Below are 21,581 nucleotides of genomic sequence, written 5' to 3'. Positions count from 1 at the left end.
ATTGAAGTTACTTTTTATTACTTACCCTCCGTTGGAACATATAAAGGAGTAAGTATAACGTATACATTCCGCAACCCTATAGCTATCGCCAATCTTTATTTCCACCTTCATAATATATTACTTAAAAGTAATATTCAACTATAAAAAAGAAAAAGTTAAATTTTCCTTTTTAACTCAATTTAAGAACACTATTTTTCTCTATTCAGCATTCCCTCTATAAGTAAATCGACAATATCCGTCGCTATTTCTTGTGGTTGTTTTTTTTGAGGCAGTAATTGAATGAATGTTAATCGTTCAATTATACCTATTAAGCACTCTGCCACTGTTTGCGTATCTAGATCTTTCCGAAAGTAACCTGCATCTACTTCAAAATCCAGATTGTCTTTTATTTGCTTGACCATTTGCGCTTTTATTTCATCAGCCTTTGTTGATAAATAAAACCCAATACGTGTTAAATTAGGGTTTTTAGAAAAAAACACCAATAATTCTTTGACGTTATATATAATACGCTCTTTTACTGTTGCTTGCTCCAATGCAGGCTGTAGGCGGCTTTTTTTGGCAAAATCAATCATGCGTAAGCGAAATAAATTTTCTAATTCTTCGAAAATAGCATCCTTATTTTTAAAATACAAATAAAAAGTGGGTTGACTTAATGAAGCAGCTTTAACAATTGAACTCACTTTTGTATCATGATATCCATGTTGTGCAAATTCATTTGCTGCGATTTCAAGAAGTAGTGCCCGACTTTCTTCACCACTAGCGCCTTTAGGTCTTCCTCTTTCTCCCATTCAAAACACTCCTACATAAAAATTACTACTAGTCCCACATATACATTTCATTATAATGTATAAGTAGTTACAATTTCTAAACGAACAATCCAAAATTTACTGATAATATACATGAAAGTGACCACTTAGGCAAATACTTTTTCATTCATTCAATTACTTTATTTTACGCTCCTTTATCGCACATCAACAGTGTGACACACTATTTGCAAAAGTATAACAAATCACCCCGTAAAAATTAGACATGAAATCTATCTTTTACGAGGTTGTCTTTTGGATGGCTCAACATCTTCTTTTTATTATTGAAATTTTAATATCTGCTCATTAATATTTGCCACACTTAATCCCCCGTGGTAACAAACTACGGATTCTATATCTAGGTCTATATATTTCTTTAATGATTGGCGAGCAACCTCTACATTTAAAGTAGTTGGAAGATGAACTCCCTGCAGTACACCGTTGACACTGTACATCGAATCCCCTGCAACAAGTGTTTTACTTTTTCTCAAATATAAACTAATATGACCTGAGGTATGCCCTGGCGTATGGATTACGCGAATTCCCCCACAATACGGCAGCTCTTGACCGTCATGTAACGTCTCATCTACTCTTCCCTTCGGTGGATTCGCAATATGCCCATCTTTCAGAAGTGGTAAATCCCCTTGAATATAAGGTTTATCTAACTTATGAGCATAAACTTTCATATTACTTCCATTGATTTGTAATATGTCAGGTAGGTTCCCTATATGATCTATATCCTGATGTGTCAAAATCACAACTTGTAGGTTGTCAAGCGCCACGCCTATCTTATCTATTGCTACAAGCAAATCTTCCATTTGTCCAGGAAATCCCGTATCTATTAAAACAGCCATGTCCTGATCCCATAAAAGAGTGGGATATATCATGTTCCCATTAAATTCAAGCTCCAAAACCTCTACTCCTTTAGAAACTTGCATAACTTTACCTCCTTTTAAATTAGACTTTCTTACATAAGAAAATCCTTTTGCTTAATTTTTAACATGCTGCAAAGTCCCTTTCTGCCAGAGTAACTTCTTCAATGTTTCGTAATTGACTAGAACCGTTCCAACAATAATCGTCAAAGTACCTATGCCAGTTAACCAAGATAGATATTCTTGATAAAAAATAACACCTAATACTACAGCGATTAAGGGAGAAATATACAGCCATGTAGAAGGAAAAATTGGATTTGTCCGTGAAACAAGCCAATAATAAATGCTATGCCCAATCATTGAGCCTACAATAATTAAATAAAGAAGGGAGCCCATTGAAGCGAGATTTAACAGATTGTTAAACTGAATGTTCTCGGTAAAAAACGATAAAATAATTAATAGCATCCCGCCGTACATCATTTGCACTGCATTTAAGGCAATTGGTGATGTCGTTTCAAATTTTTGGATAACATGTTTCGTATAAATTGTTCCTATTGCATAAAATAGCTCACCTACTATGATGGCGAAACAACCAACCATCCAGAAGGTACTTATTTCAATTGAAAAACTAGGTATAATCAACAGTGTGACACCAATAACCCCGACAGCACAACCTATCAATGCTTGTCGAGTTCCTTGTTGTTTCAATACTAATGTTTGAATAATTATAATTATCATCGGGCCCGTTGCAGATAAAACAGCGGCAATTCCTGATGTCACATACTGTTCTGCCCAGTATAATGCGGCAAACGTTCCAAAAGTTAAACATACCCCTGTAAAAAACATCTCTTTCCGCCACAATAACCGTATTGTCGTTTTTTCTCTCCAAACCATAAAACTAAATAGCAGCAACCCAGCAATGAAAAAACGAAGCCCAGCTGATAAAAATGGAGGTACCCCTGCATCAACACCCATTTTAATTGCTAAAAAAGTCGTACCAAAAATCAAACACATAAAAATATAATTAATCATCACCATATATATCTCCTCCTTTTTTCTATCATAAAAGAAGGAGCGTAGAACAGATTGAGAAAGATAGAACAGATTAACATCGTTCGTGGTACAATCTTTTTGAATAGGAGGAATCGACGTGGACAAAACGATTGAACATAAAGATTATCTTTTTAAGAAAGTATATGATTATGTACTACACCGTATAGAACGCAACGAATGGAAAGAACATGAAAAGATTCCCTCCGTCCGCCAATTAGCTTCTGAAATGAATGTTCATCGATTAACGGTATTAAAAGCCTATCAATTATTAAAAAAGCATGACAAAGTTTATGTAAAAGATAAAGCAGGCTATTTTGTCCAATCAATCGAAACAAAACATCTTGAAAATCTAAATCAGAACAATCCAATTGTTTCTGCATACTTACAAAAAAATCATTTATCTGAAATTCATCAGTCAGCTGTTTCCTACCAATTCTCGCAGGCGTTAATTGATCCCAATCTTTTACCTAATCATTATTTTTCAGATTACGTGAAGAAAGTGTTTGATCTTTATCCAAAAGTACTTGCAACTTACTCAACTGTGCAAGGTGATTTAGAACTACGTGAAACACTCACACAGTATTTTATCAACCAATATAAAACACATATTAGTGCAGATGAGTTACTCATTACTTCTGGCTCACAGCAAGCGATTCACCTTTTAGCCCAAACTTTTATTAAGCCTCGAGACGTCGTTTTATTTGAACGTCCAAGCTATAGTGCTGCGATTGATATTTTTAAAGCACAGGGAGCCCAGATTGTTACGGTTGATATTCAGCCAGAAGGGTATGATTTACAACAACTTGAATTATATATTCAACAATACAAACCACGACTATTTTATCTGAATCCGACATTTCATAATCCGACTGGTTATACTGTTCCTGTTGAGCAACGAAAAAAATTAGTAGAATTAGCTGAACAATATCGACTGTTATTAATCGAAGACGATGCTTATCATGACATATATTTTGATGAACCCCCTCCACCACCAATTTACACCTATGATAGTGCTGGGATAGTCATTTATATCCGCAGCTTTTGCAAATATATTTCACCTGGTTTAAGAATTGCGACTGTTATTTGTCAATCATCATTAATGAACGCACTGCTAACAGCCAAATCATTAGCGGATAATGGCTCACCACTGCTCAATCAAAAAATTTTTCTCCATTACTTTTCATCACTAAGATTGCAGCAACACTTGGAGAAAATTCGAATTGCACTTCAAATTCGAAAGGAAATCATGGAGGAAGAGCTAGCCATAACAGGTTGGCAATGGACTAGTCCAAAAGGCGGTTTGAATTTATGGGTACAGCTCCCAAATAATTTTCCAACTGAACTATTATTAAGCAAAAGTTTCGAACAAAATATTTCCTTTGTGCCAGGACAAGTTTGTGATCCATTAAAACAATTATCATCTTGGATTCGTTTAAGCTATTCTTACGCAAATGAAAAACAATTAAAAGAAGGGCTAAAAAGGTTTGTAGCAGTGGCACAATCACTTGCTAAGTGAGCTGTCATACAACAACAGAGAAAAAGTGTGAGATTGACCGCAATCAATCTCATACTTTTTTGCTATGTCGTTGATGTTCGCCAAAGGCTCCGTTACCGACAACTAGTTTTTCATTAGATTTTTTGCAAAAGCAAAATTTACGAACACTATTTCTCTGTTTCTTCAAACTTATTCATTTTGTCCCAGCCTCGATCTTTAGAAAAAGAAAGTACAAGTTATTTCTCGTATGTCATTTGTCTTTTTCTTCTCATATACCATACAGATTATTGATTATTTTTCTACTATTACTTGTATGACACGGCGCGTACTTGTTTGAATCGACGTATCATATTGTTCTACTTCCCCCGTAAAGTAATGTTTTAATTTATAACGACGAGCCCATCTTAAAATATTCTCCGCATTATATAAATGAGACATATCTTTTGGTCCACCCGTATTGTATAAAAGCTGTGCGTATTCATATACCTCAAACATAAATACACCGTTTAGTTTTAAAGAGTTCATAATTTTATCAAGCACTACTAATTGTAAGCTATGAGGAAAATGCCCAAAAACCATTATTGCTCCATCATAGTTTTCTTTAGGTAGTTTGTATTCTATTAATTCTACCCTTTTTGTGTCGATCGTTACGCCATTCATATTTGCCAGTAATTGAACTTTAGCTAGTCCTTGCGAAGTAGAATTATAAACCGTTACCTTATATCCTAGTTTTGCTAAAAATACTGCATTCGCTCCCTCATTTTCTTCATACGCAGCAATTTTGGCATGCTTAGGGAAATAATGTACAGAAGACTTAATAAATCGATTCGCTTCCGTTCCATACACATATAGTGGCGGACTCTCTTGTTCACGCCCCATGCTCATACCCTTCCCCCCCATTTATACGTAAAACGATTCCAGTATTTTAAACTGATGCTTTGATTACCATCATTATAAAAAACAATTGAGAAATTCTAATGAATTTTAGTAACAAAAAAGTAAATTTCATTTAAAGTCGATATTTGCTCTCAAAAAATAGCATCTATTGCGTGAAATCAAGAGAAATCGGACAAACCTTTTCTACGTTATACATACTATTTTGACAAACTAATGAAGTTTAGTTGCTTTGGATTTCACATATTACTCATCTGCGTTTCAAATCTATTTAGTATGATATCCGTTGAATGTCATTAAAAACAGAAAGGAAGCGTAACTATGAATTTTCCATCGGTCGATTATACTTGGTTTGGGAACGGCACTGTCATTGCTCTTATTGCCATTATTCATGTAATTATTAGCCATGGCGTGGCAATTGGAACCTCTGTTTTAGTTGTATCTACTGAGTATAGAGCCATGAAAAGAAAGAACGAAGCATTAGATCAAGTAGCAAAAACAATGTTGAAATGGGTATTAATCATTACTACAACTATGGGAGCAATGACTGGAGTAGGGATTTGGTTCTCAACAACCGTCATACAACCGGACTCCATTTCTTCTTTACTACGCATTTTCTTTTGGGCATGGGTTGTGGAATGGGGCGCATTTATCTCGGAAGTGATTATTCTTATCATCTATTACTATACTTGGGATAAATGGAAAGAGGGAGAACGTAAGCGAAAGCATATTATGTTGGGGGTCGCACTTAGTATTGCTTCATGGGTAACAATGGTAATCATTACAGGTGTTTTAGCCGCAAAATTAACGCCAGGACGTTGGATTGACACATTTTCATTTTGGAATGCCTTTCTCAACCCAACTTACTTCCCTTCACTCGGATTCCGGATGTTTTTAGCAATTATGCTAGCTATCTCATTAGTATCATTTTTCATTCGTTGGCGCATTAAAGATAAAGCGTTAAGAACAGAAGTCTTTCGAGTGTTTGCATTTTGGGGTGCTATCGCCTTACCACTAACTTTTATAACGGGATTATGGTATTTATGGGCCATCCCAACTGAAGCCTATAACATGATTGTTTGGTCGACAGGCATGTCTGAGGTCATTTTCAAAAGTCTCAATATTTTAGGTTTTAGTATCCTTCTTATTTTCTTAGTATGGCTCGTTAAAAGTCCAAAAAACGTTCCGTGGATGCTATCAATTGCAGTCATGTTTTCTTCAATCGGATTTATTGGGGAATTTGAAGTTGTAAGAGAGAGCGTTAGAAAGCCATACATTATTTATAATTATATGTACGCAAACGGAATGTTAGCAAAAGATGAAGAAACACTGAAAAAAGAAGGTTATCTAGCAAATGCAACATGGGCAAAAGAAAAAGAAGTAACTAACAACAATATGGTTGAAGCTGGCCGAGACGTTTTCGTTGGTCAATGTATTACTTGTCATACGATTGATGGATGGCGAGATACACGAGCATTAGTTACTAGAATGAAAGGTTGGGATAAGCAAGCCATTATGTCCTTTATTCCTAATATGCATTATGCACAAGTAGCAATGCCACCATTTATGGGGACAGAAGAAGAAATTGAAGCATTAGCTACTTATATTGTAACAGAATTGGAAAATGATAAAGAGGTGACCCCAAAATGAACCATCTAGTTTTTGCATTAATTTCTTCTGATAACCCTTTACCGATTCCAGCACCCATTAGTTTACTAGAAATTTTGATTGTCTTAACATTTATTCTTCATATTATTTTTGTGAATTTTACTATTTCATTGACTGCAGGTGCTGTTGGACTAGAAATTACGGGGATAATGAAAAAAAATAGTTTATTTGATAAAATGGCACAAATTTGTTCTTTTCATGCTTCAATACATAAGAGTATTGCAGTTGTGTTAGGTGTTGGTCCTTTATTAATTGTAAGTGTCTTATATACACAATATTTTTATTCTTCCACAATCTTAATAGGGAAGGCTTGGATGAGTTTATTAATTTTACTCATTGCTGCATTCCTTTTGTTATACATTTATAAGTTCACTTGGATTAAATTCCAAACAAAAAAATTATTGCATTTAAGTATTGGCTTATTAGCCATGTTAATTTTGTTTTTTGTCCCTCTTATTTTTATTGTCAATGTCACTTCCATGCTATATCCCGATCGTTGGGGAGAAGCAAATGGTTTTTTTGAAAGCTTATTTTACTACCCTCAAATTTGGCAACGTTACCTCCATTTTATGTTAGCGAGTTTAGCAACAGGTGGATTTTATATGTTTGTCTATTTTGCTTATTTGAAACGAAAGCAGAAGAAATTAGAGCAACATGAACAAGCATTAAAACTTTTTGGTGCCAAAGTAGGCTTTTGGATTACAATTACACAGTTAGTAACTGGTTTTTTATTATTATTTTCTTTTAATACGAATATTCGTATGCTTTATTTAGGAGAAGATTTATTGTTAACTTCTTTACTTATTATTTCTATTGTCTTAACAGTCATCCTTTGTATGCTACTCTATGCAGCAGGCTATAAGGATTCTGCTAATTCTTTTCTAGCCTCTATTTTAGTCTTCATGTTTGTTATTGGTATAATGGGCTGGATGCGTCATGAATTGAGAGAAGCCTATTTATCACCTTATCTCGATGAACATCCACGAACAGAAGAGCGACTAGAGTCTACGTTGAAATAGAAATATAGACCGCAAGGAACACCATAGACAAAGTCGATTTATTCGACTTTGTCTACTTATCCAATTAAACTTTTAAAGATTAGAAGCAGTTATGACGAAATTTAATCATCATAGTCACTTTGAAGGTATAGAATAGTACCTGTTATTGCATCTATCTCAATCTCGTATTCTATACGACCATTTTGTATTTCTATCTCATAAATAGCAATTCCATCATCATAGTCCAACTCAATCTTTGTAACATTACCTGAAACCTTTTCCTTTGCTATTGCAATTGCCTTGTCTTGAGATATGAATTGAGCTGATGAAGGTTTTGAAGGTATAGTATCGTTTATATATATTGTATCACTCGTTGAATTGAGTGTATAAACATTTAAAGCAACAGATGAAACATTAGTAATATTAGCGTAATTTAATCTATAAAAAAACGTTACCAATTGCTTTCTAGTCAACACATTTTCTGAGCCAAAATATTTTTGTATATTGATATTTTGATATTCATTATTTTGCCCTGTCGTTATTTTATTTTGTAATAAATATTGGATAGATTCATTCAAATTATTACTTCCATTGGCTAAATAAGCAATTGCTTGAGCAACAACACCTCTATTCACAGCCATATCTTTCAACTTAGTATCGTTATATCCGTTTAATGGAACCCCATATTTAGCTAATATATTATAATTTATTTCCGTTTCTGAAATGTTACCGTTGCTCTTATTATCTAGCTTAAAATAATTCACCAGTATTTTTGCGAACTGTCTTTCTGTCACCATATTATTCGGTCTAAAAGTCCCGTCTTTATAACCATTTATTAAACCCATTTTTCTAGCCCAATAAATAGACAAATTATTAGGATCATTGACGTCTACATCTATAAAGTAATTATTAACCTCACGTTCTGTAACCCGTATCTCACCTGTATTAGCATCAACATCCATTTCAACTTTTTCTGTATTCGTTAAAACAGTGATTTCGAAATGGGATTCATCATTATCAAAACTCGCTTCAATTACCTGCCCCCCAAATTTCTTAATAGCCATTTCTTTTGCTGTTTCTAGTGTAATGTTCAGCGTAGAAGCAGAAGCCTTCTCTTTTACAATGCCAATAAGACAAAACAAAGTAAAAAATAAAACAAGTACGGTTTGAATATTTTTCAAAATAAAGTCCTCCAAATATTATTTCTATACTATTTTTCATTGTAACTATGAATTAAAATTTCCAACTTACTGTTGTCATTTCTGGAACTTGATATTAAGTACAAACCATATAAATAGCGTCAGTTAGCTTAACCATTATGGTAATCTAGAAATATTTTAATATCCCTATCTATTTCAATTTATTAATTAGTTTTGATTGATATAAAGTAACAACCCCTTTAAGAGATACCCCCTGGATCTTTGGATGGTAGTATACGATCCACTTAGTCCAAAACTTGGATAATAAGAATAAATAAACCTTTTATACTAAGTATAATTCAGAACAAAAGTGAATTGAAGAATTAAATCATTACAATTTTTTAACAGGTATCCCTGAAAATTTTACATAAAACTACTAAATAACTTGACTAATTGCCCCCTTGATTTGTCATTAAATAATCTGTCTTCTAAATTTTCCGAAAGGACAATGCAATACTTACATTTCCATGTCTTGAGTGCTAAACTTCGATTATATTAAACCCTTAATATCATAAATTTACAAAACAACTCAATGATACCATATTTTAATAATTGATTACGTTTACTAAAGTAATAGATAATAAAGTAGATAAAATCTATTACAAAGGAAGAAAGTAATGAAAAATCTATTAAAAAAATATTTGATAATACCAGCTATGCTCACTACTTTATTAGCTACTCCGTTTAGTGCTAACGCCTCAGCGAGTGATATACATATGTCATATTTATATAGCGGAAATACAAGCTCTTTCATAAAAAATATAGATATGACTCAAGGTGCGTTAAATACGGCAACACCTAACTTTTTTAATTTAAATGCAGATGGTAGTTTAAGTGCTACGATTGATAAAAGTTTAGTCGATGCAATGCATAATAGAGGATTAAAAGTTGTGCCTTTCATTTCTAATCATTGGGATCGTAAATTGGCACAAATCGCAATGACAAACCGAGAAATATTGTCTACTCAAATCGTCAATTCTGTTGTGAAAAATAATTTAGATGGCGTTGATATTGATATAGAAAATTTAAACTATACAAATAAAGAAGAGTTTACAGATTTCATCCGATTATTACGTGAAAAAATGCCTAATAATAAAACAATATCCATAGCAGTCGCTGCAAATCCATATGGGTGGACAACTGGATGGCATGGTTCTTATGATTACATGAAACTAAGTGAGTATAGCGATTATTTAATGCTGATGGCGTATGATGAAAGCTATAATGGTGGTTCAGTTGGTCCTGTCGCAAGTTTATCATTTGTTGAAAATTCGATTAAATATTTATTAGATAAAGGGATTAATCCAAATAAAATAGTATTGGGCCTCCCTTTTTATGGACGAATTTGGAAGGATGATGTGGAAATAGGAGGCGACGGCATTGCTAATAATGCCGTAAAATCTATTGTGAATAGCCATAATGGAAAACTTTATTTTGATAATACTTCAAAATCAGCATTTGCCAAATTTACAGTAAAAAGCAGTGACTCTCCTACTTATATCGGTGGTAAAAAGCTAGTACCAGGAAATTACACGATATGGTACGAAAATGATTTATCTTTAAAATATAAGTTAAGACTTGTAGAGAAATATAATTTAAGAGGAACAGGTAGCTGGGAGTTAACTCAAGCGGATAATGGTATTTGGAAATTTTATTCTTCTTGGGCGAATGGGGAACATAACTTTATAGATACGGAAAATCATTGGGCAGAACAGGATGTTATGGCCCTTTACCGAAAAGGCTGGATTAACGGCAAAAACGAATACACTTACGATCCAAATGGTAATTTAACAAGAGCTCAGGCTACTGCTATCCTTATTAATGCCATCGGTTTAGACACAACAAACGAAACTGTACCTAATTATTTCAAGGATGTGCCAGCAAATCATTGGGCAAAACGTCCTATAGAAATTGCCTATAAGTATCATATTGTGAATGGCACAAATGAAAACATTTTCGATCCAAATGCCAATATCACAAGAGCACAATTAGCAGGGATATTATCGAGAGTATTAAATTATCCATTACCTACGGATGAGTCCAGTTTTTATGATGTTCCAAAAGATTTTTGGGCATATGCAGATATTTTAAAATTAAGTAGTAAAGGGATTATTAAGGGAAAAGAAGATGGAGGATTTTATCCATTTGATCATGTCACGAGAGGTCAAATGGCTGCGATGGTAAACCGTGCAAGTGCAGATTTAGAAAAGAATGCAGTAAAAAAATAAGTCCTTTCGCAATAGTTGTATAAACAAAACAAGCAGTTATAAAACGATTCAATGCAAAACCTTTAAACTAATCTTTAAAATGAAGGACAAGTAATTATGGTTTCTTACATCATAGCTTGTTTATCATGTTGCACATATAATAAAAATGTACATGACTAAATTTAATTTTAATAGTGTACATTTTTTTATTTTGCTTAGTATTTGTACTAAAGTTTACTAAAAGGTGTAACATTTACAATTAGCAAAGTTATCAAGATATTGATGATGCGTACTATAGAATAATTGGTGTTCACATATCACAACGCCCACAGCAGCTTTCATGAATTACAAAAAAAGGAGTGCCCCCAAAGCTTTTCTACTCTCCAGGACCTCATTTACTTATGAGTTCACCGTATTATTTCCCTTCCCAAATGCCACCGGACATTGGAAACATATTTGTCAGAAATGTATCGGCAGTATATTATGGAGAATTTTCAAGTTCATCTAATTTAGTTTATTACAATGAGTAATGAAAACATTTGTTTTAAAGCAAGACGTTCAATTACAATCCAATGACTAATGGCATTATTATAAATTTGACGAAAATAATTAGTTAAATTTTCTAGTTTAAATATAATTCTCATGACATGAACCTACTGTGTATTTTTATCACATGACTCCCACCTTTTATTTCCGAAACTAATCACCATCTAAAATTCCTCTCATATTCTATAATTAGACCTATTTTGAGGGGGAAACTATATGGGGATTGAACTTACTTCTCTCCATTGGATTTATGTTGTTTTTATTGTTCTAATTATTGGCTTTATGGTGAAACGTCGGGATACTACCCTCATTTGTATTCTTGGCATTTTCCTACTTGCGATTGTCGCTACAGGTGATCTCACTTCGTCTATTAGCGGGGTTTTTAACAGCTTTATTTATGCGATTACGGAGCTGTTATCGACCATTTTGATTATCTCCATTATTGTTGCGATGAGTCGTGTGTTAATAACTTCTGGTATTAATGAGGTCATGGTTGCACCATTTACAAAAATTATTAAAACACCGACACTCGCCTATTGGACGATTGGTATCCTAATGATGATTATTTCTTGGTTTTTCTGGCCCTCTCCTGCTGTAGCATTATTAGGAGCAGTGCTACTACCTGTAGCCATTCGAGCGGGTTTACCAGCGTTGGGCGTTGCCATGGCAATGAACTTATTTGGTCACGGAATTGCTTTATCTAGTGAAAAAGCACATTATTCTAAATGGTTAAATTCGAATAATAACACCATATTATAGAATAACGGGAGGTTTATTTGTGTATAGACCAGTTGAAAAATGTGACATACTTCAATCTAATAAGCCTAAAGCCTTGTATTTAAGAAAGTCTAAAAAGAAAAAAGGGAAAACTGAAGAAGAGACTTTAGAATCAAATATGCAACGATTATTAGAATTTTGTAAAAAAAACAAAATTGATGATTATGTAATTTATAATGATTTCGTTGCTAAATCGACTAAACTAGACCGTATAGAATATAGAAAAATGTTAAATGCTTGCTTACAAGGCGTACACGATACGATTGTGGTTTTAGAAGAATCTCGACTATATAGAACTGTATATGAACAGACAAATGTATATGAGGACTTAAAAGGCACTGACATAGTGATATTTTCTGATAGAGAAGGCATTATAAACCCTAATGATAGAACTCAATTCTTGGCTAATATTGTGCGTGGTGCAGTTAACGAACACGAATTACATAACTATGCCCACCGTATGAATCAAACAAAACTTCAAACAGCTAAAAATGGCTCATATGTAAATAAGATTCCATTTGGTTATATAAAAGAAAGAAATAATTTAATACCGCACCCCATTGAAAGTAAAGCGTTTAGATTGATTGTCGAAAAGATTATTGAGGGTTATACAATTAAAGAAGTGATAATCGAATTAAATTTAAGAGGATATACTACAAAGCAAGGAAAAAAATTCAAAGCTGCTACTACAATTACTCGACTCTTTGATAATAAAGTATATTTAGGAGAATCACATTATAATAGTAAAATGTTTGGTGAAGACGTTATTATACGTGATACACACGAACCTTTGATGACTATAGAAGAATATCAAAAAATTAAAAAGAAAATAGCTTCTCGTTCAAGAAATACACAAGGCATACGTTACACTAAAATAAATACACCTTTAGACAGGTTAATGTATTGTGGTATTTGTGGCCATCGTTTACCAATCCATAAATCATATGTAAATAAAGAAGGTGTCATATCTTATCAAATTAGTAATTGTAAAAATTCATATGGAGAGAACTTTGAGTATAAATGTCCTCATAAATCTGTGAGTTTAAATTATTTATTACCCCATTTCTATAAAGCAATTAATAATTATAAAGAGATTATTGGAGAAGAAATTTTAAATACCTCAATAGATAATAGAAATGATACAAAGCTTTCTATTTTGCAAGAAATAAAACTATTTAATAAGAAGATAAAAGAAAAAGAAGAAGAAATCAAAAATACTGATATGTATTTGATTAAAGGTATACTAAAGGAAACTAAATATGTGAATATAATGCCACAATTAGAAAATGAATTGCAGGAATTAAAAAGTTTACTTGTAGATAGTAATAAAAAACTAAAAACAGTGAGTGAGAAAAGTAGTGTTGATTTAAAGAAAAAAGCTTTAGATTTTTTACAAACAGTAGAAAATATTGAAACGGAAGAACAAAACAGACTATTTAGACTACTCTTCGAAAAAGTTGTTTTAATCAATACTGATGATAAATTTTCAATTGAAATAATAGAAAAAGACACCTCCCTTTAAGAGATCGTGTCTTATTTTTTTGATGCATATTTAATTAATGCTTGTGCTACTGCTTTATAATTTGGCTTCTTTGATTTATTGATAGTTATTTTAGGAACTCTTGTTTCTTTGTTGTTTTTCATTTTCATCACTCCTTTTAAATACAAAAGAGATAAATAAAATCCAAATTTTTAGATATCAAATTTCATACAATAAATTTTATGTATCTAAACTTTGTCCTATTACCAAAATCGGCGATACTGTTTGTAAAACAAATCTAAACGCACTATTATATGTAAAATCAGACCTCGCTTCCTCAAAATATTAGAATTTATATATAAATTTAAAAATCCCAAACCAATTAAGATTACAGCCTCTTAAATGATGTGGGATTTTAATAAATGCTAAAGACTAAAAAAACATGCTGTTGCATACCTCTATTAATAAGTACGATTCGTCATAAATAGAAGCTTAACGACTTTTTATTTGTTCAGTTGCTTTGAAGTTCCAATCTTCCCCACGATATGAATACGGGTAACTACCTAGATTATCTTCAATTTTACCCGTATCGATATTGTAGATAAAAGTGCCGATATTGGCATACACCCCATCCGAATAATGCCACTGATTTCTGGTAGGCTCGCCTGATGGAGCAGTAGTATTGCCAAATCTATACATGTAATCGTAAAACCCAACGTAATTCGCTTCTATTAACAGAGCATTTTGAATGGTTTTGTTGAAACCTCTAAATGTGCCTTTGTATACATTACCAATTGTTGAAGTACCGTTTCTGTTTAACATAGTACTTTCATTTCTTGAGTAATATCCGTTATAAGGCTTTGAAGCATATTGATATTCCCAACTAAGATTGATTGCTTGTCCGTTTACATAAACATCATAGGTGCCTGCTGTAATAGACGGAGGTGTGGGAGGTGCTTTTACTACAGTAACATTGTATGGTGATTGCGGAGTATATTTACCATCATAGGATTCTACTCTTATGTAGTAACTCTTATTTGATTCCAATTCTAACCATCTAGATTCGTTACCGCTACTTAAAAAACTACCCATACTACCCAAATTTTCGTTATAAATGTAAAAAGCATATTGAGCGTCGGACGGTACATTATTTAAACTAACATAATGTTTGCCTGCACTTGATGGCTTAAATAAGTACCAATCAGAGTCAAACATAAAGTCAATATTTGCATTAACATCCATTTTACCAGTGAAAAGTGATAAGTTGTCATTTGGGCTGTCGTTTTTCTCATACTGGTCATAAGTATTATTCACATTTGTTAAAAAAGTATAATTATTACTATTCGTTGTGCCATTTGGCTCTATACGGAAGAAATAATAACCTGCTTCCGCCATATAACCGATTGATTCGGACAATTGCCCATCATTTATCGAATAATCTACCAAAGAAAGTACACCTGTAGATTGATTTAGACTATAAACATATACATCAGAATCTTGGTTTGTAGCCTGTGATAAGTAAAAGTTAATCTTAGAAGTAGTTGGTGCATAAACATAATACCAATTTGGTACTCCGTCCCCGATAATGTTGTCGTTCAAAGGTTGGTCATAGTATGTTTCATCTAAGAATATAGCTTTATCAGGAGAATTGTTGCCAACAGCACGACTCGTGCCTGTAGTATCGTTGTTTTTAATCTCGTTTCCACCATTGAAAGTTGTTATACCCTTAACAGCGTTAATGTTTTCTAAAAAAGACTTTGACAGAACATAATCATTTGGAGCTGCATGGCGACTCATTGTTGATTTTGTAACAGGAGCAACATTAGTTGCTTCTATTGATAATTCGTTGTCTAATGCCATTACATCTTTCTCTTGAAAAGTGCTATCAACAACATTACTTAAATCAATACCAGTACTATCTATACCATTTAGCCCATTTTCTAAAGTTTGGTCAGTGTCGTTCGAAAGAGTAACTTCTTTGCTTGCATGCTCGCTTCCTTCTGCATTAGATAATAGAGCATCGTTTGAAGCATATGATACTGAACCAACGCTAAACAGCATGGTAACAGTTAGGCAAGAGATTAAAGAGCGTCTCATTTTCATTGATATTCCTTCTTTCTGATATAATTTTTACTCCAAGTACAAAATCAAATATGCGCTATAATACTTCATAAAAGTATCCTACAATTATTGGATCACCTACCCTTCCGTTATCACGAAATACTAGTACCATATGTAATTTATATTTATCCAAAATTGGCATGATACCTTTTATAATTACTATTATAATACCAAATTATACATAATTTGTATATAAAATAAAAGTTTGGTATTTTAGTGCCCCCTTATCTTTTTACTACTAAAGAAGGGTAGCTTTCTTTAAACCTAAGTTGAACACATACGCTTTATTACAGAAAAGTTATAATTTTATATGAAATTTTTAATATGTATTAATAGTTGACGTTGATTGTAGACTAGATGTTTGTATTAATGTTCTAAGTGACAAAGCCCCTTACTTATAAAGCTTAGAAAGAAACGTTTTCTAGTGATATTGTGATTCAAGGCGCTCCAAAGTTGACTGCAGATGCTGCGGGTATTCCAGTAGGGGATGTCGTTTCAGCCAGTATTCCGCTTGTTATGACGATGGGCCTTGTGACGACGATAGCTGCTTTTATCTTATTAAAACGTGATATGAAGCGAGGCACTCTTCAGTTAACAACTTCATCTGTAACGAATGATGGTATAGAACAAGTGACAGATGAACATTTGCTTACCCGTGGACAAAAACGATTTTTTGCGATACTTATTCCATTCACCTTTTTGCTCGATGTTATTGCCATGTCAGTATTAAAACTGCAAGGCGGTGACGCTACTGCTCTAATTGGTGGGACAGCTGTCTTTATATTGTTTGTGCTCTGTCTTGTTGCACATAAAAAACAAGGATTTGAGAAATCAACAGATTATTTAATTCAAGGATTCCAATTTGGATTTAAAGTATTTGGACCCGTTATCCCCATTGCAGCTTTCTTCTATCTTGGTGACTCCGGATTTACCCAAATTATTGGTGACTACCTCCCTTCCGCTTCTCATGGCATTGTCAATGATCTTGGTGTCGGCTTAGCCGCAGTTGTACCATTAACGAAAGAAATTGCGGTCGTGACCCTTGCAGTCGTAGGTGCCATTACAGGTTTAGACGGCTCGGGATTCTCTGGCATTTCGCTAGCTGGTTCAATAGGTAGCTTATTCGGCAATGCGATTGGAGGAGGTACAGCAACCCTAACCGCACTCGGACAAATCACGGGCATTTGGGTTGGTGGCGGTACACTGTCACCAATGGAAGACATATAAAAAATGGGCTTCTAATACAAGGTATCAATTTAAAGCAAAACGGAAAGAATTCGAAAAAAATAAAAAAACGGCTTGAAATGATCAAGCCGAAAATAAAAAGAGAGAGTTAAATTATTCGTAAATTTATTATGCTAATTTGTATATTTATTATAGTAATTTGTCTTTTAAAGCATCCGTTAAAGTTTGGGAAAAGTTTATACCTTGTTTCATACCTAAATCATTTAAATAGCTAGGAATAGTTAACGTTTTTTTAACTGGTGTTAAATCTAAAGCTTTCTTATGTGCTTCTATATCAATATCTACAAGTGTTACAATATCATTTTCTTTTGGTGTAAAAGAAACCGTATTCGGTTTATTTATTGGTTCATCAGCAAAAGCTATAGCATTACCTATATAATCCCTTGCATACTCAATAGCTTCAGCAATAGTTTCCCCTTGGGTAATCCCGTCAATATCAGGAATTGTCACTAAGTGAAAACCGTCTGCTGATAGGGGTGAAATAACCACAGGATAAACTACAACATTTTTCATTTTCTACCTTCTTTCGTTTCTATTTTTATTGGGCTTGAAAGCCAACCCTTTTACAGGTTGTGCTTTCTAATGAGCCCTTTTGCTAATTCTTCATTTACTTCTCTATGCCTAGGAATTTGTTCTTTCTTGCCTGTTGGTGACACCCATATATCATGTTTACCACCATGGGTCAAAAATTTCCATCCTTTAGCCGAGAAGCGTTTCTCTAACTCTCTCTTTTTCATTTTTTAACCCCTTTCCGCTATACGTGTATTATACGTATCAAAAAGAAAGGAGTCAATGAATTTATACGTATTGTTTACGTATAACTAAAATTTTATGCCGGCGATTATTTTTTATGTTCATCCCCATTTCACTATATGTAGCCGTTGTTATTGCTACGATTATGCTTGTTTTTTTAGATTTTGAAGGACGAGCAAGAAACGCAACACCATTTTCATTAATCGCTTTGCATAATTCAAATATTTTTGTGTTTATATTAATTACACAATTTAATGAACAATACCCTTTTATTATTCAAACAATCTGTTTCATGCTATTTAAAAATATGTATCCATTAAAGTATTCTCTATTGAAAACCAAACAAATTTTTTTGTTACAATTTTGTATTTTATATTTTCAGTTTTATGTTTTTTATTTAAAATATAGAATAATCAGAATATTAGAGGAGGCTTTATACAAATGAGGAAATTATTTTTTATGCTGACTTGTTTGGTTCTCTTATTCTTTTTCACGGCAAATATTGGCTTACCTGCATCCACTGTTTCTGCAGCTGAACAGAAAAACGATTTTTCCATTACCATTTTAAATGAAAGTACCATGCGTTTAGATTTGTTAAATGAAGACGCAAAAATTGAAAATGATGAAGCTGGGAATATAATGGTTACAAAAGGTGATTATACAGAAATACTCCCAACTCAAGCGATAGATAGTCATGGTAATGAGGTGCATTTAATTTATAAATCAGTTGCCAATGGACTGATTATAGAATTACATAACGATGAACAACATGTTCATACAACTAGATTGGCTCGTTCTAAATGGAAATGTACACTAGGTGTTCTTGGCGGGTATTATCTTGGTGCATTAAGTGGCTTAGGGGTAGGAGCTGGTGTCGGATCCGTTCTTCCTGTTATCGGAAATGCGGTAGGTGCTGCTGGAGGAGCTATTATAGGTGCAGCAGGCGGAGCAATGTCAGGTGCAGCGTCCTCTTGTTTTGATTAGTATATAGGAGGAAATTGTATGCTGGATTTAGATAAAGTTTTTTGTTTACCCATGATATTGGCCTATTATGTCTGCTTGATTTTGTGGATTTTATTGCTTTTAGCATTAGAATCAAGTTTACTTTGGGCTTTATTAAATCCGTTAAATTTTTGTTTAATTTTTAACATAGTGTTTGGTATTACTTATCAAATTAAAACGAAAAAAAGAATAAGCTAACAATAAAGCCCAGGCTCAACAATCGAGTACCTGGGCTTTAAAACGATACAAATATGCATTTTCTCACTATGTCAGCACGTTAATAAATCGGTTTTAAAATTCCAATAGGAAGCCACGTACATTGTTCATCTTTTGCTTCCAAGTCTTCTTTTACACATAGGTAAGCATTAATGGAATCACTTACTGAATAAACTATGCTTCCTTTTGGCATCGCTTTTTCCGTTTTGGAACCTTCTAATGGATAGGTTTTCGCTTCTGAGTCTTCCGTTACTTCATAACGAACACCGGCTTTTTTAAATTTTGTATCAAGAACTTTCATATCTGAACCAGGATAATGCTTTTCGCACTTTAAACCATTTCCAGTGTCCTCACAATATCGTAACATTTGATCACCATTCATATCTGATGTGGAAGTATCACGCCATTCCGTAAAGATTTTACCATATTCGCCACTGTTACGATTGATATTGATATACGTTACATTTGCATAGAAAGATGCGCGAATTTTCATCGGTATTTCTTTAAAAACTACTAGATTGGTTGCTTGTACTCGATATGGCCCCATTTGATAAAAGGTTTTGCCATCATATTTTTCAATTTCATACGTTCTAAAATAATTATTGCGTTTCACCACTAACGAATCAAATGTACCGTCTTCATTTTTCTTATAAATCTTAATGTCTTTGGTAAACGTCATTTTCCCCGTTTGATCTTTATATACTTCTGCGCCATCATATCTAATAGCCTCTGATTTTGTTGGATTCACAATCGCAAATACCACCGCTGCTAATAACACAATAAATAATTTTTTCATTATGCTCCTCCTACTCTGTTTTATATTACTTAGTTTATCTAATAATATCTTAATATTTTTTCAATAGAAATGGATGGTATTAAAAAAATACCAAATGTAATGGGGACTGACCCCGATATATAAGACAGTAATCAAAAAAGCATCACTCAACCAGTTGTCGGTATTGAACCGGCGACTGGTTGTTTAGTTTCGTTTGAATTCGGTTATTGTTATAATAGTTTATATAGTCTTTGACAGTTTGTTCTACGATGGCCGTCGTAGTACTGTTCAAATTGTCTAAGTAGAATGTTTCAGACTTTAACACAGAATGAAACGATTCGATTGGGGCATTATCAGCGGGCGTACCTTTACGGGACATGCTCATGGTAATGCCTTTTGCTTTTACGGCCTGTTGATAATCATACGATGTGTATACCGCCCCTTGGTCACTGTGCAACGTACACCCTTCGGGCAAATGGTGAAGTTGAGCTAATGTATCCAGCACAAAATCAGTATCTTGACAGTCTCCAATCGAATAGGCAATAATTTCACCATTATATAAATCTTGAATACTTGAAAGATACAACTGTTTTTGACCAAATGGCAAGTAAGTAATATCAGTTACGAGCTTCTGTAACGGTGCTGTGGCTTCAAAATCGCGATTTAATAAATTTGCTGCGATTGCATATGGTTGTCCTGTTCGTTTCCGTTTTTTCACTTTCACGCGACATTGCCAACCATATTTTTGCATGATACGTTGAACAACTTTATGATTGACGCACATTTCTTGACGTAAGAGTGCTGTAATTTTTCTGTAGCCATAGCGAAATTTATTTGCACGACAGAGTTCACCGATACGTCTCTCTATTGCTTGACGAGACCTTGCATCGGTAGATGCCTGTTTCCAACGATAGTAGGTAGATCGTGCAATCCCAAAGTGTTTACAAATGTCCTTTACAGACATCATGCTTCTTAGTGACGCAACTAACTGTACAGCTACTTCTCCAACCACTTCCTCTCCAACTCTGCGTACTTTTTTAGCACCTCAATTTGTTGCTTTAAATAACGGTTTTCCAATGCTAATTTCGTTTGTTCATTGTCCGGTTCAGGACCTTTATTAAAGATATATTGTTTGCCTACAGGTTGTTTCAAACGATTGACTTCACCATTTCTATACCAACGCACCCATGTTTCGACCTGTGTTTTATGGCGTATATTTAATTCCAATAGAATCTGTTTGACAGGTACCCCCGCTAATCGCATCTCAATCGCTTTCATTTTTACTTCATATGGATAACTCACTCTTGTTCCCATAGAAAAAACACCTCCAAATTGAAATTTAAGTATCTATACCCGAATTTCAATCGAAGATGCTTTTTTTATTTGTCTTTACCTATTGGGGTCAGTTCCATGTTTACACTAAAAACTTTAAATGTAATTTTGTTAAAACTTAACTATTAATATGTTATTATTTACA

17 protein-coding genes and 2 pseudogenes are annotated in these 21,581 nt (G+C 33.6%); 9 read left to right on the top strand and 10 right to left on the bottom strand.

Translation table 11 applies throughout. The features are described from left to right. Positions 1-188: 188 nt before the first annotated feature. From MHH88_RS07095 to MHH88_RS07085, 3 genes are all read right to left on the bottom strand, one after another. Positions 189-788, bottom strand: a complete 600-nt coding sequence (locus tag MHH88_RS07095; protein ID WP_024362414.1) for a TetR/AcrR family transcriptional regulator — start codon at positions 786-788, stop codon at positions 189-191. Between the two features lie 296 nt (positions 789-1,084). After that, the gene (locus MHH88_RS07090) at positions 1,085-1,741 is read right to left on the bottom strand and encodes an MBL fold metallo-hydrolase (RefSeq protein ID WP_339262104.1); all 657 of its coding nucleotides are present in this window, start codon (positions 1,739-1,741) and stop codon (positions 1,085-1,087) included. A 51-nt stretch (positions 1,742-1,792) separates the two neighbouring features. Next, positions 1,793-2,713, bottom strand: coding sequence for an EamA family transporter (locus MHH88_RS07085; RefSeq protein WP_339262102.1), 921 nt, complete (start codon positions 2,711-2,713; stop codon positions 1,793-1,795). Positions 2,714-2,825: 112 nt separating this feature from the next. On the opposite strand from MHH88_RS07085, the gene MHH88_RS07080 reads away from it, so the two are divergent. Next, complete coding sequence (locus tag MHH88_RS07080; RefSeq protein ID WP_339262100.1) at positions 2,826-4,244, top strand: PLP-dependent aminotransferase family protein; 1,419 nt, start codon at positions 2,826-2,828, stop codon at positions 4,242-4,244. 270 nt (positions 4,245-4,514) lie between these two features. Here the strand turns inward: MHH88_RS07080 and MHH88_RS07075 are convergent, their stop codons facing one another. Then, on the bottom strand, positions 4,515-5,108 hold the full coding sequence (locus MHH88_RS07075; protein WP_339262098.1) for a class I SAM-dependent methyltransferase: 594 nt from the start codon (positions 5,106-5,108) through the stop codon (positions 4,515-4,517). Positions 5,109-5,438: 330 nt separating this feature from the next. Between MHH88_RS07075 and MHH88_RS07070 the strand changes: the two genes are divergently transcribed. Then, positions 5,439-6,767 (top strand): c-type cytochrome, encoded by a 1,329-nt coding sequence (locus MHH88_RS07070; RefSeq protein ID WP_339262096.1) that lies wholly within the window; start codon positions 5,439-5,441, stop codon positions 6,765-6,767. Continuing rightward, positions 6,764-7,804, top strand: coding sequence for a cytochrome ubiquinol oxidase subunit I (locus MHH88_RS07065; RefSeq protein WP_339262094.1), 1,041 nt, complete (start codon positions 6,764-6,766; stop codon positions 7,802-7,804). Before MHH88_RS07070 ends, MHH88_RS07065 begins: the two co-directional genes overlap by 4 nt. A gap of 101 nt (positions 7,805-7,905) precedes the next feature. Here MHH88_RS07065 and MHH88_RS07060 read toward each other — a convergent pair whose 3' ends face one another. Beyond that, entirely contained in the window at positions 7,906-8,964 is a 1,059-nt protein-coding gene (locus tag MHH88_RS07060; protein WP_339262092.1) for a PepSY domain-containing protein, read from the bottom strand. A 785-nt stretch (positions 8,965-9,749) separates the two neighbouring features. Between MHH88_RS07060 and MHH88_RS07055 the strand changes: the two genes are divergently transcribed. The 3 genes and pseudogenes from MHH88_RS07055 (at position 9,750) to MHH88_RS07045 (ending at position 14,034) form a co-directional block, all read left to right on the top strand. Then, positions 9,750-11,210, top strand: a complete 1,461-nt coding sequence (locus MHH88_RS07055; protein WP_339262090.1) for a glycosyl hydrolase family 18 protein — start codon at positions 9,750-9,752, stop codon at positions 11,208-11,210. Positions 11,211-11,951: 741 nt separating this feature from the next. Next, positions 11,952-12,437: pseudogene (locus MHH88_RS07050) on the top strand (hypothetical protein); the annotation flags it as partial. Positions 12,438-12,513: 76 nt separating this feature from the next. Next, positions 12,514-14,034 carry a recombinase family protein gene (locus MHH88_RS07045; RefSeq protein WP_339262088.1) on the top strand — a complete coding sequence of 507 codons (1,521 nt, stop codon included), beginning with the start codon at positions 12,514-12,516 and terminating at the stop codon, positions 14,032-14,034. Between the two features lie 450 nt (positions 14,035-14,484). Here MHH88_RS07045 and MHH88_RS07040 read toward each other — a convergent pair whose 3' ends face one another. After that, positions 14,485-16,095 carry a hypothetical protein gene (locus tag MHH88_RS07040; protein WP_339262086.1) on the bottom strand — a complete coding sequence of 537 codons (1,611 nt, stop codon included), beginning with the start codon at positions 16,093-16,095 and terminating at the stop codon, positions 14,485-14,487. 438 nt (positions 16,096-16,533) lie between these two features. Between MHH88_RS07040 and MHH88_RS07035 the strand changes: the two are divergent. Beyond that, positions 16,534-17,340 (top strand): annotated as a pseudogene (locus MHH88_RS07035) (hypothetical protein); the annotation flags it as partial. 147 nt (positions 17,341-17,487) lie between these two features. Here MHH88_RS07035 and MHH88_RS07030 read toward each other — a convergent pair. Continuing rightward, positions 17,488-17,871, bottom strand: a complete 384-nt coding sequence (locus tag MHH88_RS07030; RefSeq protein WP_108029660.1) for a type II toxin-antitoxin system HicB family antitoxin — start codon at positions 17,869-17,871, stop codon at positions 17,488-17,490. Positions 17,872-17,921: 50 nt separating this feature from the next. After that, a complete protein-coding gene (locus tag MHH88_RS07025; RefSeq protein ID WP_339262084.1) occupies positions 17,922-18,095 on the bottom strand; it encodes a type II toxin-antitoxin system HicA family toxin in 174 nt (57 codons plus the stop codon). A gap of 457 nt (positions 18,096-18,552) precedes the next feature. Here MHH88_RS07025 and MHH88_RS07020 point away from each other — a divergent pair, with 457 nt between their 5' ends. Further along, positions 18,553-19,095 (top strand): hypothetical protein, encoded by a 543-nt coding sequence (locus MHH88_RS07020; RefSeq protein ID WP_339262082.1) that lies wholly within the window; start codon positions 18,553-18,555, stop codon positions 19,093-19,095. An 18-nt stretch (positions 19,096-19,113) separates the two neighbouring features. After that, complete coding sequence (locus tag MHH88_RS07015) at positions 19,114-19,311, top strand: hypothetical protein (protein ID WP_339262080.1); 198 nt, start codon at positions 19,114-19,116, stop codon at positions 19,309-19,311. Between the two features lie 79 nt (positions 19,312-19,390). Here MHH88_RS07015 and MHH88_RS07010 read toward each other — a convergent pair whose 3' ends face one another. Both MHH88_RS07010 and MHH88_RS07005 read right to left on the bottom strand, forming a co-directional pair. Next, positions 19,391-20,125 carry a hypothetical protein gene (locus tag MHH88_RS07010; protein WP_339262078.1) on the bottom strand — a complete coding sequence of 245 codons (735 nt, stop codon included), beginning with the start codon at positions 20,123-20,125 and terminating at the stop codon, positions 19,391-19,393. A 142-nt stretch (positions 20,126-20,267) separates the two neighbouring features. Further along, positions 20,268-21,418 (bottom strand): IS3 family transposase gene (locus MHH88_RS07005; protein ID WP_339259661.1). Its coding sequence is split into 2 segments (ribosomal slippage): positions 20,268-21,145 and positions 21,145-21,418, totalling 1,152 coding nucleotides; the frame shifts between segments, so codons are not numbered across the junction. Between the last annotated feature and the right edge of the window lie 163 nt (positions 21,419-21,581).

The sequence above is a fragment of the Lysinibacillus sp. FSL K6-3209 genome, from assembly GCF_037976175.1.
Classification (GTDB): domain Bacteria; phylum Bacillota; class Bacilli; order Bacillales_A; family Planococcaceae; genus Lysinibacillus; species Lysinibacillus sphaericus_D.
This window is presented reverse-complemented; position numbering and strand designations above follow the sequence as displayed.

Excerpts from the sequence above, each read along its gene's own strand:
- MHH88_RS07070 (WP_339262096.1), top strand. The coding sequence starts at position 5,439 with ATGAATTTTCCATCGGTCGATTATACTTGGTTTGGGAACGGCACTGTC.
- MHH88_RS07040 (WP_339262086.1), bottom strand. The coding sequence starts at position 16,095 with ATGAAAATGAGACGCTCTTTAATCTCTTGCCTAACTGTTACCATGCTG.
- MHH88_RS07065 (WP_339262094.1), top strand. The coding sequence starts at position 6,764 with ATGAACCATCTAGTTTTTGCATTAATTTCTTCTGATAACCCTTTACCG.
- MHH88_RS07095 (WP_024362414.1), bottom strand. The coding sequence starts at position 788 with ATGGGAGAAAGAGGAAGACCTAAAGGCGCTAGTGGTGAAGAAAGTCGG.
- MHH88_RS07020 (WP_339262082.1), top strand. The coding sequence starts at position 18,553 with ATGAGGAAATTATTTTTTATGCTGACTTGTTTGGTTCTCTTATTCTTT.
- MHH88_RS07010 (WP_339262078.1), bottom strand. The coding sequence starts at position 20,125 with ATGAAAAAATTATTTATTGTGTTATTAGCAGCGGTGGTATTTGCGATT.
- MHH88_RS07015 (WP_339262080.1), top strand. The coding sequence starts at position 19,114 with ATGCTGGATTTAGATAAAGTTTTTTGTTTACCCATGATATTGGCCTAT.
- MHH88_RS07055 (WP_339262090.1), top strand. The coding sequence starts at position 9,750 with ATGACTCAAGGTGCGTTAAATACGGCAACACCTAACTTTTTTAATTTA.
- MHH88_RS07075 (WP_339262098.1), bottom strand. The coding sequence starts at position 5,108 with ATGAGCATGGGGCGTGAACAAGAGAGTCCGCCACTATATGTGTATGGA.
- MHH88_RS07030 (WP_108029660.1), bottom strand. The coding sequence starts at position 17,871 with ATGAAAAATGTTGTAGTTTATCCTGTGGTTATTTCACCCCTATCAGCA.
- MHH88_RS07025 (WP_339262084.1), bottom strand. The coding sequence starts at position 18,095 with ATGAAAAAGAGAGAGTTAGAGAAACGCTTCTCGGCTAAAGGATGGAAA.
- MHH88_RS07090 (WP_339262104.1), bottom strand. The coding sequence starts at position 1,741 with ATGCAAGTTTCTAAAGGAGTAGAGGTTTTGGAGCTTGAATTTAATGGG.
- MHH88_RS07085 (WP_339262102.1), bottom strand. The coding sequence starts at position 2,713 with ATGGTGATGATTAATTATATTTTTATGTGTTTGATTTTTGGTACGACT.